At 74.4% G+C, this 16,788-nt stretch carries 4 protein-coding genes; 2 read left to right on the top strand and 2 right to left on the bottom strand.

Features of this window, described 5'->3' with window-relative positions; translation table 11 throughout:
* Positions 1-56 precede the first annotated feature (56 nt).
* Together ACZ4UU_RS40155 and ACZ4UU_RS40150 are read left to right on the top strand one after the other, a co-directional pair.
* A complete protein-coding gene (locus ACZ4UU_RS40155; protein ID WP_471908370.1) occupies positions 57-1,559 on the top strand; it encodes a metallophosphoesterase family protein in 1,503 nt (500 codons plus the stop codon).
* A gap of 82 nt (positions 1,560-1,641) precedes the next feature.
* On the top strand, positions 1,642-2,682 hold the full coding sequence (locus ACZ4UU_RS40150) for an LLM class flavin-dependent oxidoreductase (protein WP_471908369.1): 1,041 nt from the start codon (positions 1,642-1,644) through the stop codon (positions 2,680-2,682).
* Here ACZ4UU_RS40150 and ACZ4UU_RS40145 read toward each other — a convergent pair.
* Together ACZ4UU_RS40145 and ACZ4UU_RS40140 are read right to left on the bottom strand one after the other, a co-directional pair.
* Positions 2,639-14,647: an amino acid adenylation domain-containing protein gene (locus ACZ4UU_RS40145; protein WP_471908368.1), complete on the bottom strand. Its 12,009-nt coding sequence runs from the start codon at positions 14,645-14,647 to the stop codon at positions 2,639-2,641. The genes ACZ4UU_RS40150 and ACZ4UU_RS40145 overlap by 44 nt on opposite strands.
* Before the next feature lie 120 nt (positions 14,648-14,767).
* Entirely contained in the window at positions 14,768-16,753 is a 1,986-nt protein-coding gene (locus tag ACZ4UU_RS40140; protein WP_471908449.1) for an AfsR/SARP family transcriptional regulator, read from the bottom strand.
* Between the last annotated feature and the right edge of the window lie 35 nt (positions 16,754-16,788).

Here is a 16,788-nt window from a genome sequence, read left to right as displayed (position 1 = left end):
GCCCGGGTCCGCGCTCCCCTTCTCGGCGTTATCTAGATCATTGTTACGGTGCACAGGTGTCTGACTCCTCACGCGATACCGCCGAAGGCGCCGGCTGGGGCGCCGCCGAACTCGGCACGTACAAGCGGCTGATGCCGCACAAGGTCGAGAAGATCTCCTGGCTCGATCCGAGAATGCTGTGGGCCGCCCGCAACGGCGTACTGGCGTCCTGGTTCGGCGACCCGACGGGCCGTACCCGCAACCGCTGGGTGGCCCAGCGGGCGGCGGCGGGCGCGCCGGCCGACAAGGTGATCCGGCGTGACGATCCGGACCGGTTCTCCTTCCTCGTCATCGGGGACACGGGAGAGGGCGACGACCCCCAGTACGCCGTCGTGCCAGGGTTTTTGAGGACAGGTCAGGACACCAGGTTCGCGGTCCTCGCGAGCGACGTGATCTATCCGGTGGGCAGCGCCGACGACTACGGCGGCAAGTTCTTCCGGCCGTACCAGGAGTACCAGGCACCGATCTACGCGATACCGGGCAACCACGACTGGTACGAGGATCTCGGCGCGTTCATGCGCGTCTTCTGCGACGACGCCCCTCCGCTGGCGCCCGAGCCCGCGCCGCGTGCGCTCAGCCGGGCCGGGCTGAGGTCGCTGCTGTGGCACCGCCCGCGCAAGGGCGACGGCCAACGGCTCGCCGAGCAACGGAAGTTGAGGTCGGGGGCAGCCCAACAGGCCGTCCAGCCGGGGCCGTACTGGGCGATCGACGCCGGACCGATCCGGATCGTCGGCATCGACACCGGGCTGCTCGGGACGATCGACGCCGAGCAGGGCGCGTGGCTGCGGGAGGTGTCGAGGGATCCCCGCCCGAAGATCCTCGTCACGGGATCGCCGCTGTACGTGGACGGCGAGCACCACCCCTGCGCGATCGAGGGCGGCGGGACCGTGGACGAGATCGTCCGGGACCCGGCGCACCGCTATGTCGCGGCGATCGGCGGTGACATCCACAACTACCAGCGCTATCCGGTGCAGGTCGACGGCCGCACGATCCAGTACGTGGTCTCGGGCGGCGGCGGGGCGTTCATGCACGCCACGCACACCATCGCGCGCGTCGACGTCGCGAACGTCACCGAGAAGGAGTTCCGCTGCTATCCGCTGCGTGGTGACTCGCTGGCCTTCTACAGCAGGCTGTACGGCCGCCGGCTGCGTATGCGCCGCTTCTTCACGCTCAGCGAGGCCGAGGCCTCGGCCGTCGTCGCCGAGCGGCTCGGCATCCCGCTGACCCGGGCCCAGCAGCGGACGGCCCGCATCACCTGGCGCACCCGTCTGGTGGCCGCCCTGCTCGGCGCGGGCCGCCGCCCCGACCGCACCGCGCGCTTCCGCCTCCCGGTGCGCAAGATCTACACGTCGTTGTTCTCCCCGAGCTCGGCGACGTACAGCCCGCCGTTCTTCAAGCAGTTCCTCCGTCTGGACGTCACCCCGGAGACCGTCCGCCTGCGCTGCTACGCCGCGACGGGCAGCCTCGCCCAGGAGCTGGAACCGCCGGTCGAGGACGAGGTGACGATCCCGCTGAGCTGAGCGCGGGCGGCGGGAACAGGGCGGGGCGTGACCGAGTTGACAGAGACGCAGACCCATTGAAGTTTCAATGATGGAGGAGTCCATGCCGTCAACGTCCCGCCCGCTGCGCAAGCTGGGATTCCTGACCATCGGGCTCTTCGACGAGGCGGATCCACGCCGGGGCCACGAGTCCACGCTGGAGATCATCGAGCTCGGCGAACGGCTCGGCTTCGACAGCGCTTGGCTGCGCCACCGCCATCTCCAGTACGGCATCTCCTCCCCCGTCGCCGTCCTGGCCGCGGCCTCCCAGCGCACCACCCGTATCGAGCTCGGCACCGCGGTCATCCCGCTCGGCTGGGAGAACCCGCTGCGGCTGGCCGAGGACCTGGCGACGGTCGACCTCCTGTCGGGCGGCCGCCTCAACCCGGGCGTCAGCGTGGGCACGCCGATGCACTACGACCGCGTCAAGGAGGCCCTCTACCCCGACACGGCCGACGTCGAGGACTTCGGCTACGAGCGCGTACGACGGCTGCTGGACCTCGTGCGGGGCAAGCCGGCCACGGACTTCAGCGGGGTCGAGGGATTCGAATCGTTCTCGGACCGGGTGCAGCCCCAGTCCCCCGGTCTCGGCAGCCGTATGTGGTACGGCGGTGGCAGCCTGAGTTCGGCGCGGTGGGCCGGCGAGCAAGGGATGAACTTCCTGACGAGCAGCGTCGTCAAGGCGGAGGGCCCCGATGGGGCGGCGTCGGCGGCACCGGACTTCGCGGAGATCCAGCGCTCCCACATCCGCGCCTTCCGCTCCCGCCACCCCGACGGCGAGAAGGCCCGCGTCTCCCAGGGCCTCGTCGTCATCCCCACCGACTCGGCGACGGCCGAGCAGCGCGCGAAGTACGAGGAGTACGCCGCCAAGCGCACGCCGCGGACGACGTCACCGCAGGGCCCGGCTCGGCTGCTGTTCGCGCCGGACCTCGTGGGCACCTCGGCGGAGATCGCCGAACGCCTCCACGCCCACGCGGCGTTCCGCGAGGTGGACGAGGTGGCGTTCGCGCTGCCCTTCACCTTCGAGCACGAGGACTACGTACAGATCCTCACCGACATCGCTACCGGCCTCGGCCCGGCGCTGGGTCGGCGCCCGGCCGGATGACCCGGTCGAGCAGATGCAGCGGCGCGGGCCGCACCCCGGCGGCCTCCACCGCGTCCCAGTGGGCGAGGGCGCGCGGCAGGTCGACCAGGCCATGGGTCAGGGGCAGTTCGCTCGCGGGTCGACCGGAACTCCCGAGGTGGGCGTGGAGCAGCGACTCCAGCCGGCACGAGGCCAGGGTGCCCTCGATCCCGGGCGGCCGGACGGCGAAGCCCGCGCTCGCCACGGCCGGCAGGTCCTCGCTGAGCCGGGTCTTGGTCCGGTCGAGGGCCAGCAGGCCGCCTCCGACGACCAGCACGTCCTGCTCGCGGCTCATCCGGTCCAGTGCGCTCGCGGTGTCGAAGCAGTGCGGGAAGGAGTCGTCGACCACGATCGTGCCGGGCCGCAGCCTGTCGACGTCCAGGCGAGCCGTCGCGCCGCTGACGGCGGAGACGATCACGTCGGCCTCGTAGACCTCCGCGGGCAGCGTCCGCCCGGACTCCGCGACCCGGACCGGCAGTCCCGGATGCCCGGACGACAGGTCCGCCGCCAGCCGTTCGAGCCGCTCGGCGCTCCCGGGCAGATCGCACAGCAGCAGCCCGGCCGGTGGCCTGGGTGCCGTCGCCAGCAGCAGTCGTAGGGACGAGGTGCCGATCGAGCCGCAGCCCACGACCGCGAGCGACAGGTCGCCGAGGCTGCGTCCGGTCGCCTCCAGGGCGGAGTGGACCGTCTTGGCCACGGCGACGGTCGTCGAGGCGTGTCCGGTGGTGATCGCCGCGCTCGTCGTGGTCTCACGCAGCACGTCGTATCCGTAGCCGGTGAGCGACGGGATCATGCCCGCGAGCGAGACGCAGCGCGCGCCGAGCGAGGCAGCCTGCTCGACGGCGCGGGCGGTGCGGGCCGCCAGATCGTCGGCCGGGCTCAGTTCGTCGGCGAAGAGGGGGAGTGCGACGAAGCCGGAGTTCCCCAGCGGGGTGCTCGTCTCCTCCAGCAGACGGGCACGCCCGTCCGGGAACAGAAGGGCCCGGATCTCCTCGCGGCCGAGGCCGGGGCTGTCGTACGGCAGTCCGGCGAGGGCGGCGAGGTGGTGAGGAGCAGGAAGGTAGCCGACAAGGGCGGCGTCGAGGGGGAGGCGTCGGCCACGGCCCCTGGGGACGGAAGCGGTGCCGGCCGTCGCGTCGTGCAGTTGCCCGCGTATCCCTTCCGCCAATCCGGCGACCTGGTCCGCCGTGAGGGCCGCCGCCGAGGCGCGCACCGTCACCCGCAGCCCCTCCCCGTCAGCCACCGGCCGCACCGCCAGGAACACATCCGTGCCCAGCGGCGGCGGGGCGAGGGAGGTGTCGGTCTCGTCGGCGTGCAGGGTCAGACTCCCGTGGGTCTCAAAATCCAGGGAGGTGAAGTCGAGGAAGGTGAAGAAGAACTGGGCGTGGCACGGCAGTCCCGCCGCCGTGCGCAGGTCGCTGGGGCCTTCGGCCCGGGCCAGGTCCGCCTCGGCGGCCAACCGTCGCAAGTCGGCGTCGAACGCGGGTGGCCGGTGGTCGTCGCCGTGACCGAGGGGCAGGTCCCGGCGCTGAGCAGGGAGCGGATCCGGGCGCAGCGTCACCGCTTGCGCGAACGGGCCGAACACCCGGTGTGCGTCCGCCGTGGACTCCTCCCGTCCGGTGACGGCGAGCCCGATCATCAGGTCGCGCTGTCCGGTGAGTTCCGTGAGGGCGCGGTAGTAGGCGGTGAGCAGCGGCGCGTACAGGGTGCGGTGCGCTGCTCGGGCGAGCCGCCGCAGCCCGCTGGTCGTGGCGGCGTCCAGGGTGAATCCCGTGGTGTGGAACGCCGGTTGCGTATCGGCGCCCTTGGCGCGCTCCGCGGTCGGCCGCCGCAGTGCGGGGGGCGTGTAGGGCGCGTGGAGGTGGGCGCGGTAGGCCTCGGCCTCGGGACCGCCTGCGTGCGGGCGTACGGAGGACTGGGTCACGTGGTCGCGGAAAGTGCTCGCGAGCGGCGGCAGGCCGTGCGGGAGACCGCGGTCGAGGCGGTCGTACGCGGTGAGTAGTTCCCTGGCGAGGAGGGCGGCGCTGTAGCCGTCGCCGATGAGGTGGTGCGCGTGGACGAGGAGGACGTGCTCGCCTGGTGCCAGGGTGAACAGTCTCAGCCGCAGCAACGGCCAGGCCCAGGGCTCCAGTCGGCGCCCCGCCTCCTCGGCGATCCGCCGTTCCAGCAGGTCGGGGTGGGTGAGGGTCTCCGTCTCCACGGGCAGCCGCAACGAGTCGGGCAGTTCCTGCTGCACGGGCGGGCGGGCACCGGCCGGGAAGACGGTCCGCAGCATCGGGTGCCGGGCCACCAGGACGTCCACGGCACGCTGGAAGACGTCGGGACGCAGCGGGCCGGTGAGCCGGAACCGGGCGAGCCAGCCGGAGCCGGCCCCCGGGTCGATGGCCTCGGCGAGCAGGAAGCCGCGTTGGGAGGGGGTCAGGGGGTAGGGGGCCGTGGACTGCACCGGCGCGGGGTGGGGGTTCGGGTCCGGCGACGGCTCGTCGGCCGCGCGGTCGACGGCCGCCGCGAGGGACTTGAGCGTGCGGTGGGTGTAGACGGTGGTCGGACGTGGGACCGCGGGCAGCTCCTCGCGCAGGCGGGTGAAGAGTTCCAGCACCAGAATGGAGTCGCCGCCGAGCCCGAAGAAGTCGTCCTCGCGGGTGACGTCGGGTACGTCCAGCAGGGCCGCCCAGATACGGGCCAGGGTGCGTTCGGTCGGGGTCGCGGGCCGGGTTCCGGAGCTGGGCTGCGAGGGTTCGGGGCGGGACTCGGAGGCCAGCAGGGTGCGGTCGATCTTGCCCGTGCCGGTCAGCGGGATCGCCGCGATCGAGCGGATGCGTCCGGGCAGCATGTACGGCGGCAGCACACGCGAGAGGAAGGCGCGTATCGCGCGCGCGTCCGGCTCCGCCGAGCCGGAGCGGGGCTCGACGTACGCCACCAGGCGCCCCTCGACGAGCAGTACGGCGGCGCGGGCGACGTCCGGGTGCGTGAGCAGCGCGGCCTCCACCTCGCCGGGTTCCACTCGATGGCCGCGGACCTTGACCTGGCCGTCGAGGCGGCCGAGGAACTCCAGTACGCCGTCGGGCGATCGGCGGACCCGGTCACCGCTGCGGTACCAGCGCCGGCCGTCGCGCTCGACGAAGGCCCGCGAGGTGAGCTGCGGCTCGCCGAGGTAGCCGGGGGTCAGGCCGGTTCCGGCGATGAGCAGTTCACCGGCCTCGCCGGGCGCACAGGGACGCCCGTCGTCGGTGACGACGGCCAGTTCGGTGCCGGCCACCGGCCGGCCGATGGGCAGCCGTCGTACGTCGTCGGCCGGTCGGGCGTCGATGATGTGGCAGGTGGCGTTGATGGTGGACTCGGTGGGCCCGTAGAGGTTGGAGATCCGGTGCTCCGGTCCCCCGTGTCCGTCGAGGAGGTCGAACCAGCGCCGTACGTGCGCGGGCGGCAGTGCCTCGCCGCCGACGTGGACCCAGCGCAGTGCCGACAGGTCCGGGGGTGTCCCGTCCCGGCTCGCGCGGGTCTCGGCGGCGGTCAGTAGCCGCTCCCACAGGGTCGGCACCGAACTCCACACCGTGATCCGGTCGTCGACGATCCGGTCGAGGAGTGCTTCGGGGTCGCGCAGGAGGTCCCGGGTGAGGGTGTGGACGGTGGCGCCGGCGAGCAGCGGTGCCAGCAACTGGCGTACGGAGGCGTCGAAGCAGACGGACGCCGTCTGCACGAGGCGGTCGCCGGGGCGGTAGCCGAAGGTGGTCAGGGACCAGTCGAGGTAGTTGAGCATGGACCGCTGGGTGATCGGGACGGCCTTGGGGCGGCCCGTGGAACCCGAGGTGAAGATGACGTAGGCGATGGCGTCCGGATCGGCGGACGTGGTCACCTCGTTCGGGACCGGCCCGGCAGGCGTCCGGTCGTCGACCGCGACGGGCGTGATGGCGTCCAGCGCGGTGACGGCCTCGCGTGTCGCCGTGTGGCAGACGACCACGCCGACGCCGGTGCGGGTCACCTGGTCGCGCACCCGGGCCACGGGGTGCGCGGCGTCCAGAGGCACCCAGCCGGCGCCCGCCCGCAGGATCCCCACGACGCCGACGACGGTGTCCGCGCCCGGTTCGGTGAGCAGACCGACCAGGTCGCCGGGGCGTACGCCACCGGCTCGCAGTCGGGCCGCCAGCGTGCCGGAGGCGGCGTCGAGTTCGGCGTAGGTGAGCGTCGTACGGCCGGTGTCCACCGCGACAGCCTGCGGTGCGGCTCGGAACCGGGCGCGGAGGCGGTCGACGACGCCCTCGTCGGTGTCGTGCCGCTGGGAAGGGCCGATCGACTGACCGGCGGCTGCGCGCAGTTCCTCGACGTACTCCCCCGCGAGGCGTTCGACGGTCTCGCGTCGGAAGAGGTGCGCGGGGTGGTTCCAGGAGAAGTGCAGGGTCGCGTCCGCTTCCCAGCACAGCAGTCCGAGCCGGGTCGCGGCGGAGGCGGTGGCCGCGGCGGTCGGGGTCACGGTGACCGGCCAGTCCCGGCCGTGGCGCACGGGGAAGCGGGCGAAGCTGAACCCGGCCGGGGCGACCGTGCGTGGGGCGGGGCCGGTGGTGGGCAGCAGCGCGGCGATGTCGGGGCTGGCGAGCGTCGCGTGGGACTCCGCCTCGCGCCAGATCCGCCGCAACCGCCGGGCCAGCGCGGGCACCGGCTCGTCGGGGTCGGCGGTGGCGAACACCGGCAGAGTGTCGGCGAGCGGGCCCACGAGCCGGTCGATCCCGGGCAGGGGCACCTCACGGCGGGCACGGGCCACGTTCACGGCGACGGCGCGCTGTCGGCTCCAGCGGGCCAGGCAACGGCCGTAGACCGCGAGGAGCAGATGGAAGAGGGAGACCTCGTGGCGGGCGGCCACCGCGCGCAGCGCATCCGTGAGCGAGGCGTCGACGGTCGTGTGGTGGTGGGTGAGCGGGGGCGTCGGGAGTGCTTCCGGGTCGCCGTCGTACGGCAGTGTCCCGGCCGTGGCCGCGCCGGTGTGCCGCGCGAGGCGGTCACGCCAGTACCGCTGGTCCCGGGTGAAGGCAGGGGACTGCTGGTCTGCGGCGGCGAGGGCCGCGTAGTCGGCGAAATCGGCCCGGGGTGCGGGTAGTTGGGGTGGCCGACTGTCGGCGAGGTCGGTGTAGAGCTGCCAGAGGTCCTCGCACAGCACCTTGAGGCTGAAGCCGTCCGCGGCACTGTGGTGGACGACCAGCAGCAGGTGGGCGACAAGGCCGTCCGGCCGGTCGCGGACCAGGACGGCACGCACCGGGTCCTCACTGGTCAGGTCGAACGGCCGGTTGTACAGGCGCTGTTCGAGGTCCCGCAGGGACGGCGTGGCCGCGTCGGGCTCGTGGATCTCGTACCAGCGGGGAGCCCGGTCGGTGGGCTCTGCGGGCGCGGTGTACTGGCTCGGCGGTGTGCCGTCCTCGGTGATCCGCAGGCGCAGCATGGGGTGACGGGCGGCGAGGTGGGCGAGGGCGCGGCCGAGGAGGTCGGGGTCGAGGGGGCCGTGGACGGTCTGGCGCAGGTAGCCGTAGGCGGTGACGCCTTCGTACAGCGCCTCGGTGGTGAGGAAGGCCCGCTGGAGGCGGGTGAGGGGGCGCGGGGTGTGCGCCGGGCCGCGGTGCGTGGTGGCGGTGGGCGGATGGGGTGCTGCGGGGTTCTGTGCGCCGAGGCAGGCCGTCAGCTCGCCGATCGTGCGGTGCTCGAAGAGCAGGGTGGCGGGCAGCGGCAGTCCGAGTTCTGTCTCCAGGCGGCGTGCGAGGTCGACGGCGGTCAGTGAATCCAGCCCGAGGCTGAGGAACTGCTCGTCGTCACCGATGTCGTCGGGGGTCCGGTGCAGGGCCTCCGCGAGCAGGCGGCGGATCAGGTCGGCGGTGCGGGCCAGGTCGGTCACGGTGGCGGCCTCGGCCGGTGCGGAACGCGGCGTGGGCGGCGAGGCGGGAGCAGAACGGCCCGGAAGGGCGGCCGCCGCCACGGAACCGGCGCCCCGCTTCAAGGGCTTGGGCACGGACGTCACCAACACGTGCGCGGCGCCGGTGGCCACGGCGGCCCGCAGCCCCGTGATGGCGGCCCGCGTGGTCATGGGGCTCAGTCCGAGGGCACGCGGCCGGGTCCCGGCCGGTGACCCGGCGGCCAGCCCCGCGCCCGCCACCGGACCGAACCCGATCGACTGCCAGGGCCGGCCGGCCAGGCGCTCGGCGGCGGCGAAGGCGTCCAGGAAGGCGTTGGCCGCCGCGTAGTCGCCGAGCGCGCCGGCGAGGCCGGGCAGTACCGAGGAGACGGACGAGAAGGCGACGCGTACGGCCGGTTCCTGGCCGTGCCGGCGCAGTGCCCCGGCGAGCAGCACGGTGCCCCGTACCTTCGCGGCGAGCACCTGCTCGATCTCGGCGTCGGTCTTGGCGCGGAGGGTGCCGGGCCGGACCGTGCCCGCGGCGTGGAAGACGCCGTCCAGCGGCGGCAGGGTGGCGAACAGGGCGTCGACGGCGGCTTCGTCGGAGACGTCGGCCGCGTGGTACCGGGCACGGGCGCCCTGGGCACGGAGGTCGGCGAGCAACTCGTCGGGCACGGTCCCGGAACGACCCGTCAGGATCAGTTCGCATGCGCCGCGTCCGGCCAGGTCACGGGCGAGCGCGGAGCCGAGCCCGCCGGCTCCCCCGGTGATCAGGTAGGTGCCGTCCGGCGGCAGGTCCCCGGTCGGCTTGGGCGCGTCCTGCGCTGCGACCGGCGTACGGCGGAGCCTGCGCCCGGCGCGCCAGGCCACCGTGCCCTCGGCGCCCTCGGCGTCGGCCTCGTGTGCCGCGTACAGCTCCCGTTCCAGGGCGTCGACCCGAGCGTCCAGCGTGTCGCGGGAGGACAGGTCCACAGTGCGGGCGGCGAGCCCCGGGTGTTCGGCCGGGAGTGCGAGTGCGAAGCCGTGCAGGAGTGCCTGGGTGGGGCGCGGCTGTTCCGCCAAGGTGCCGGTGGCGTACGCGTCCTGGGTGACCAGCAGGAGTCGGGAGCAGTCGGTGGAGAGGAGGTCGAGTACATGGCGCAAGGAGGCTGTCGCGATGGCCGGGGCCTGCCGGCCTTCGGCTCTGGCGCCCTCGTCTCCTCCCAGCCATACCGAGGTGTCCGCCGGCACCGTCCTGCCCGGCCCGTGCGCGGTGTCGTTCCCCAGGACGGTCACCCCACGGCCGGTGAGCCGCTCGGCCAGGGCCCCGCCGAGGGCGTGGTCGGTGCCGCTCAGCCGGACCACGCGGGGCCCGTCGGCAGGCGTGAGCGGTGCGGTCACCCAGCCGAGTGGCCGCACGGCGGGCGCCGTTCCGGGCCTGCTCGGCCAGTGGCGGGTGCGCTGGAACGGGTACGTCGGGACCGGCACCCTCGCACGCACGGCCGAGCGGGCAGTCGGGTCCAGGGCGGCTCGGTTCAGGGGCGCCCCACGGGTCCACAGCCGGCCCGCCGTCTCCAGCAGCGCCCGCGACCCCGAGGACTCCGTGTCACTGCCCGGCGCCGAGGTGAGTCCTGCCGTCAACACCGCCACGTCCCTGGCGTCCTGCGCCCTCGCGACCGCGTGGACGGCCCCGCCGAGGGTGTTCCCCGGGCCGAGTTCGACGAACGTGTCGTAGCCCTCCTCCAGCAGCTTCGCGACAGCCGCGCCGAACCGCACGGGCCGTGCCGCGTGTGCCTGCCAGTAGGCGGGCGTGAGGCCGGGCCGCCAAGCGCCCGTGACCGTGCTCAGCATCGGTACCGCCGCCGGTTTGACGGTCAGGGCCTTCGCGGCGTCCCGCAGCGGGGCGAGGAGCGGCTCCAGCAGCGGTGAGTGGAAGGCATGGGACACGCGGAGCCTGCGCGCGGTCGCGCCACGCCTCGTCAACTCCGTGAGCGCACGGTCGACGGCGTCCTCGGCGCCGGAGATCACCACCTGCTCGGGCCCGTTGACGGCGGCGACGCTCAGCGCGCCGTCGGATGCGCAGACGAGCCCGGCGACGGTGTCCTCGTCGCCCCGGACGGCTGCCATGGCCCCGGGGACGGCCAGTTCGGCCACCAGCCGTCCGCGTTCCGCGGCGAACCCCACCGCCTCGTCCAGCGTCAACGAACCGGCGACGCACGCCGCCGCGATCTCCCCCACGCTGTGCCCGGCGACCGCGTCGACCGGCACCCCCCAGGCCGCCAGTTGCCGGGCCAGCCCCACACCGAAGGTGACGAGCAGCGGCTGAGCCACCTCGGTCCTCGCCAACTCCCCGGGATCCGTCCGGGGATCGAGGCACCACTCGGCGAGCGAGCGCCCGCGGACGGGCCCCGTCAGCGACGACGCCTCGTCCAGGACCTTCCGGAACACCGGCGCCGACCGGTACAGATCGCGGCCTTGGCCGGGTCGCTGCGCCCCCTGGCCCGGCAGGAGGAACACCGTGCGCGGGCGGGACCGGACGGGCGTGAGGTTCGCCGCGACCGTGCGGGCGGCGTCGAGGCGGCCGGCCAGGTCGCCGTCGGCGAGGACCGCGAGCCGGTAGGGGCCGTCGTCGCGCGCGGTGTTCACGGTGGCGCAGACGTCCTCCTCGTGCGTGTCCGGATGCGCGCGGACATGGGCGGCCAGGGCGGCGGCGGCCTCGCGCAGGGCGTCGGAGCTGCGGGCCGACAGTGTGAGCAGGTGAGCGCCCAGAGCGGCAGGACGTACGGAGGTTGTCCGTGCGGACGCCGCCTCCCGGCCGTCCGCCTCCCCCGCCTCCTCCAGGACGGCGTGCGCATTGGTGCCGCCGAAGCCGAAGGCGTTGACGCCGGCGATCAGAGGTCCGGATGCCTGCCAGTCCCGTTGTTCGGTGACGAGTTCGAAGCCGGGGGCCACGCGTTCCAGGTACGACGCGGGCGGGGTGGTGTCCGGGGAGGGCGGGAGTCGGCGGTGCTGGAGTGCGAGGACCGTCTTGACCAGGCCGGGCATGCCGGCCGCGTTGAGCAGGTGCCCGACGTTCGCCTTGACCGAGCCGAGCAGGCGGGGGGTCCCGTCGGCGCGGGGCGGGAAGGCGTGCCCGAGTGAGCGCGCCTCGACGGGGTCGCCGACCGGGGTGCCGGTTGCGTGCGCTTCGACGTACGAGACCGCGTCGGGGTCGATGCCGCACTCGGCGTAGGCGCGGGTGATGACCTCGCGCTGGGTGCGCGGGTTGGGGGCGAGCAGGCTCAGCGACCGTCCGTCGTTGTTGACGGCCGTCCCACGGACCAGGGCGAGCACCGGGTCGCCGTCGCGCGCCGCGTCGGCCGGGCGGGCGAGGACGAGGGCCGCTCCGCCCTCGCCCGGCACGATGCCGTCGGCGGCGGCGCCGAAGGGGCGGCTGCCGCCCGTCGGTGACAACGCGCCCGCGCCGTCGAGGAGTCGGTGGCCGGTCGGGGTGAGGGCGAGCTGGACGCCGCCGACCACGGCGACGTCGCACTCGCCGCTGAGGAGGCTGCGCCGCGCCAGGTGGAGGGCGACCAGCGCCGAGGAGCAGGCGGTGTCCACCGCGAGGGCGGGGCCGTCGAGGTCCAGTGCCTGGGAGAGCCGGGCGGCGATCAGGTTGGGCAGGTTGCCGGTGAGGGCGCCGGGGTGGGCGGCGAGGTCGCCGTCCGTGGCGTCGGCCAGGATCTCGCGGTATCCGCTGTCGCCGACGGCGGCGAACACGCCGATCCTGCGGCCGGTCCGGCGCGGCCCCGCGTACCCCGCGCGCTCCAGGGCCTCGTGGGCCAGTTCCAGGAAGATCCGGGCCTGGGGGTCGGTCGCGCGGGCCTCCTCGTCGTCCATGCCGAAGCAGTCGGCGTCGAAGTCCGCGGGGTCGGGGAGGAAGGAGCCGAAGAAGCCGGGGGTGTCGTCCCAACGGTCGTCCGGTACGGCCGTCAGGGTGTCCCGGCCGGACAGGAGGAGGTCCCAGAAGGCCTCGGGGGTCCGCGCGCCGGGGAAGCGGCAGGCCATGCCGAGTACGGCCACCGCACCCTGCCCCGCCCGCTCGCCGGTCGGTGTCGATGCCCGCGTCGCCTCGGACGCTTCGTCCCGGCCGTCCAGCAGGGGCAGCACATGAGCGGCCAGCGCGGCCACGGTGTCATGGTCGCGCAGGACGCGGGGCTCCACCGTGACGGAGAAGGTGTCCTCGATGCTCGCGAGCACCGCCATCGCCTTCAGCGAGGAACCTCCGAGGGCGAAGAAGGGCTCGTTCCGGTCGATGGCCGCCGGGGAGAGGTCCAGTTCCCTGGCCCAGATCTCCCGGATCGTCTCCTCTACATCACGCCGCGCACGCGGCGCGTCGCCCTGCGGACCGCGTGCCTCCCGCGGTGCGGTGGCCTGCTCGGCCCGCGCCACCGCCCATCGCTGCTCGACGGCCGCGTAGGCGCCCGCCTCGAACCGGTCGCGCATCAGCGCCCGCCGCAGCTTGCCGCTCGTCGTCCGCGGGAACGCCCCCGGCGGCAGCGGCACCACCCGTACGTCGTCGTGGCCCAGCGCCTCACGGACCCGGGCCGCCACCGCGTCCAGCACGGCGAGGGCCGTGGCCGGGGCGGGCCGCGCCCACTGCACGAACACGACGACCCGGTCGCCGCCGGTGTCCGGGTCGGTGGACCCGATCACCGCCACCGTCCCCTCCGGCACCCCCGCAGTGGCGGCCGCGGTCTCCTCCAGGTCGGCCGCGTGGAAGGTTCGCCCGCCGACGAACACGACGTCCTTGTGCCGGCCGGTGACACACAGCCGGCCCTCGCTGAGGAAGCCCAGGTCGCCGGTGCGCAGCCAGCCCTCGGCGAACGTGGCCGCGCTCGCCTCGGGCGCGCGGTGATATCCGCGCGCCAGTTGGGGACCGCGTACCTCGACATGTCCGATCCGCCGGTCGGTGAGGGGCTTGCCGAAGTCGTCGGTGACCCGGATCCCGCACTCCGGGACGGGGCGGCCCACGTCCATGAACTCGACGGTGTCCGGGCCGGGTTCGGCGGGCACGGCCCTGCCCCGGCTCAGCGCGGCGCGGTCCAGGCGCAGGGGCGCGGCGATCTCCCCGAGCGGGGGCACGGTCACGGCGAGCGTGGCCTCGGCCAGTCCGTACACGGGAAGCATGGCCGTGGCGTGCAGTCCGGCGGGCTCCGCCCTGGCGGTGAACTCCCGCCACACACGCGGGGCGATGGGCTCGGCGCCCACCAGCATCAGGCGCACGCGGCTCAGGTCCAGTCCGGCCCAGCTGCTCTCCGGTACCCGCCGTACCGCGAGGGCCAGCGCGAAGTTCGCCGCCGACAGCAGGGTGGCCCGGTGCCGTGCCGCCGACTCCAGCCACAGAGCGGGGCGCTTGGCGAAGGTCAGGGGTTCGAGCCGTATCTGCTTCAGACCGGCCGCCATGGGGACCAGGTGGGTGCCGATCAGGCCCATGTCGTGGAAGTACGGCATCCAGGTGGCCAGCACGTCGTCGGGTGTGATCTCCGTGGCGGCGCGGATCTGCCGGAGGTTCGCGAGGACGGCCTCGTGGGTGAGTTCCACGCCCTTGGGGTCGCCGGTGCTGCCGGAGGAGAACTGGAGAAACGCCAGGTCCTGCGGGGTTGGGCGGGGCTGCGGGCGCAACGGGCGGGCCTCTCGCAACGCGGCCGGCCGCAGCGCCCGCACTGGTCCCGGCAGTTCGGCGAGCAGTTCCTCGGTGGCGTCGTCCACCATGACGGCGGGCCGGCCGAGGAACTCCCACACGGGACCGACCCGACGCGCCTGCGGGGCGAGCGGCACGGGCACCAGCCCCGCCGCCAGCGCTCCCCAGAACATCGGCTGGAAGTCCTCACCGCCGGCCGCCACCAGCGGTACGGCGGTGCCGGGCCGGAGTCCGGCCGCGTGCAGTCCACCCGCCACGCGCAGTGCGTCGTCCCGGAGTTCGGCGAAGGTCACGGTGTGCTCACTGCCGTCTCCCCGGACATGGACGACGACCTGACCGGGGTTCTCCTCGGCGGCGTGCAGCAGTACGTCGAGGAGTGTTCCAGCGGTGCGGGGCCCGGGAGTCGGCATGTGCTTCCTTCCTCGTCGCACGCGGCGAGGGGCACGCGGGCGCGCCCCGCCGACGTGGGGTACCCCGGCGGGAGCGTTGTCGATCATTCACCTGTACGACGACGAGTCTCGTCGAACGGTTCACCGGTTGGACAAGCGACCGGTGGCTCGCAGGGCGGCGTCGAGGTCGTTCAGATACGTCGAGACCGGCCCCAGGGTGAGCAACCCGCTGCCCGCTCCGGCCAGTTCGTTCGCCGCGGGAGTGAGGGCGGCACGGGCGCGGGCCATGGTCCGCCCGTCGTCGAGGGTCAGTGCGGCGCGGGCGGTGAGGCACCACAGGGCCTCTTGGAGGAGGTCGCGGGGTGGTGCGGGCGTCGCGTGGAGGGCGGCCAGGGCTTCGGTGCGGTGGCCCTGGTCGAGGAGGAGCAAGGGGTGCGCCCACGGGGCGTAGGGGCCCCAGTCGGTGTCCGGGGCGAAGCTGAGCGGCAGGGCGTGCCGCAGGCGCAGGCACAGCAGCGCGAGGGGTGGCAGGCCTTGGCCCAGGCCCGGCATTCCCGAGCCGTCGAGCAGGGTGGCCGCGGCGCGGTAGGCCGCCTCCGCCTCGGCCGTGGAGGCCTGGCCGGTGGCGTCCCTTCGCAGGGCGGCGTACCAGCCGGTGAACACGCCCACGAGCGGCCGTTCGTGGCGTGCGGCCAGTGCGTCGGCGGCGGCCGCGTGGTGGTCGGCCGTGGTGAAGTCCCCGAGGGCGCTGCGGGCTTGGAGGCGGACGAGATGGCCGAGGATCTCATGCGTGGACAGCCCGTGGCGGGTGGCGAGCGCGATCAGCTCGGCTCCGATGGCGTCCCGGCGGGGCGCGAGCCCGGTGCGGTCGAAGCACTGCATGAAGGACGCGTTGAGGGTGAACGCCAGCAGCGTCGGGTCGTCCAGGCGGCGGGCGATCTCTTCGGCCAGGCGGGCGGCCTGCGGGCCGCGGGCGAGCGGGGTGCCGCGTGACTCCAGGGCGATGGTGGCGAGCAGCCGGGCCCTGGCCGCCTCATGGCCTTCCGGAGGCAGGGCGGTGAGCGTGCGCTCGGCGGCCGCGACGACCTGGGCGGCCTGTTCGGGGTCGTCGAGGCGGGTCCAGATCGCCGGGACGTCATAGGCGCCGATGACGCGGGCGGTCAGTTCGGCGTCGCCCAGTTCCTCGGCGGCCACGACGGCGGCGACCCGGTGCTCGCGGGCGGCCGGCAGTCCGCTGCCGCCGGTCAGGGCGAGGTTGCGGAGCAGTCCGGCGGTTGATTCCAGGCGGGCGCGGGCGTCGGGGGCGACGGTGCGGTCGTAGGCGGCGGCGACCTGCTCCCAGACCCGCCCGGCGGAGTTGCCGGGCCTGCGGCCGAGACGGCCGGACTGGCGGAGGATGTCCGTCTCCAGGGCGCGCAGGTCAGGGCCGGGGTCGATGCCCAGGTCTGCGGCGAGCAGCGCCCGCGCGCCGCGCAGGACGTCGAGGGCGTCGGCCTGCCGGCCCGTGCGGTACAGGGCCAGGGCGAGCAGGCGCCAGGCGTTCTCGCGCCAGGGATGTTCGGCGGCGTGCGCCCGCAGGTCCGCGGCCGCACGGTCTGCCAGGCCGAGGTCGAGCAGCGTCTCGGCACGCAGTTCCACGGCGTGCAGACGCAGCTCGGTCAGGCGGCGGCTCTCGGTGCGGGCCCACGGCTGGTCGGCGAACTCCGCGTAGGCGGGGCCGCGCCATCGGCCGAGCGCCTCGTCCAGTCGTCCGCTCGCCTCCTTGGCCGGCAGCGTCGCCGCGTCGCAGACCGCCTGCTCGAACCGCCAGGCGTCCACCGTGTCCGGCGCGGTGCGCAGGACGTAGCCGGGGCCCTCGGTGACGAGCAGCCGGGCCGGGGTGCGGGGCGGGCGGGCGGGTTCGAGGGCGCGGCGGAGCGCGGCGACGAAGGTGCGGACGGCGCCCACGGCGTCGGCGGGCGGGTCGGTCCAGAGGTCGTCGACCAGGCGGGAGACCGGCACGAGACGGCCTCGGGCGACGATCAGCCGGGCCAGCACCGAACGGTGTCGCGGGCCCTTCAGGTCGATCGCGCCGCCGTCCGCGTCCCAGGCCGTGACCGGCCCGAGCACCCCGAAGTCAGGGCCCACGTCGGTCACCGCCCTCCGCTCGAAGACCTGGACGG

The organism is Streptomyces sp. NPDC028907 (genome assembly GCF_055564995.1).
The sequence above is the reverse complement of the archived record's forward strand: the minus strand, read 5'-3'. Positions and strand labels throughout refer to the sequence as shown.

Bases quoted from the DNA above. Each gene is read 5' to 3' on its own strand.
- ACZ4UU_RS40145 (WP_471908368.1), bottom strand. From the start codon at position 14,647: ATGCCGACTCCCGGGCCCCGCACCGCTGGAACACTCCTCGACGTACTG.
- ACZ4UU_RS40150 (WP_471908369.1), top strand. From the start codon at position 1,642: ATGCCGTCAACGTCCCGCCCGCTGCGCAAGCTGGGATTCCTGACCATC.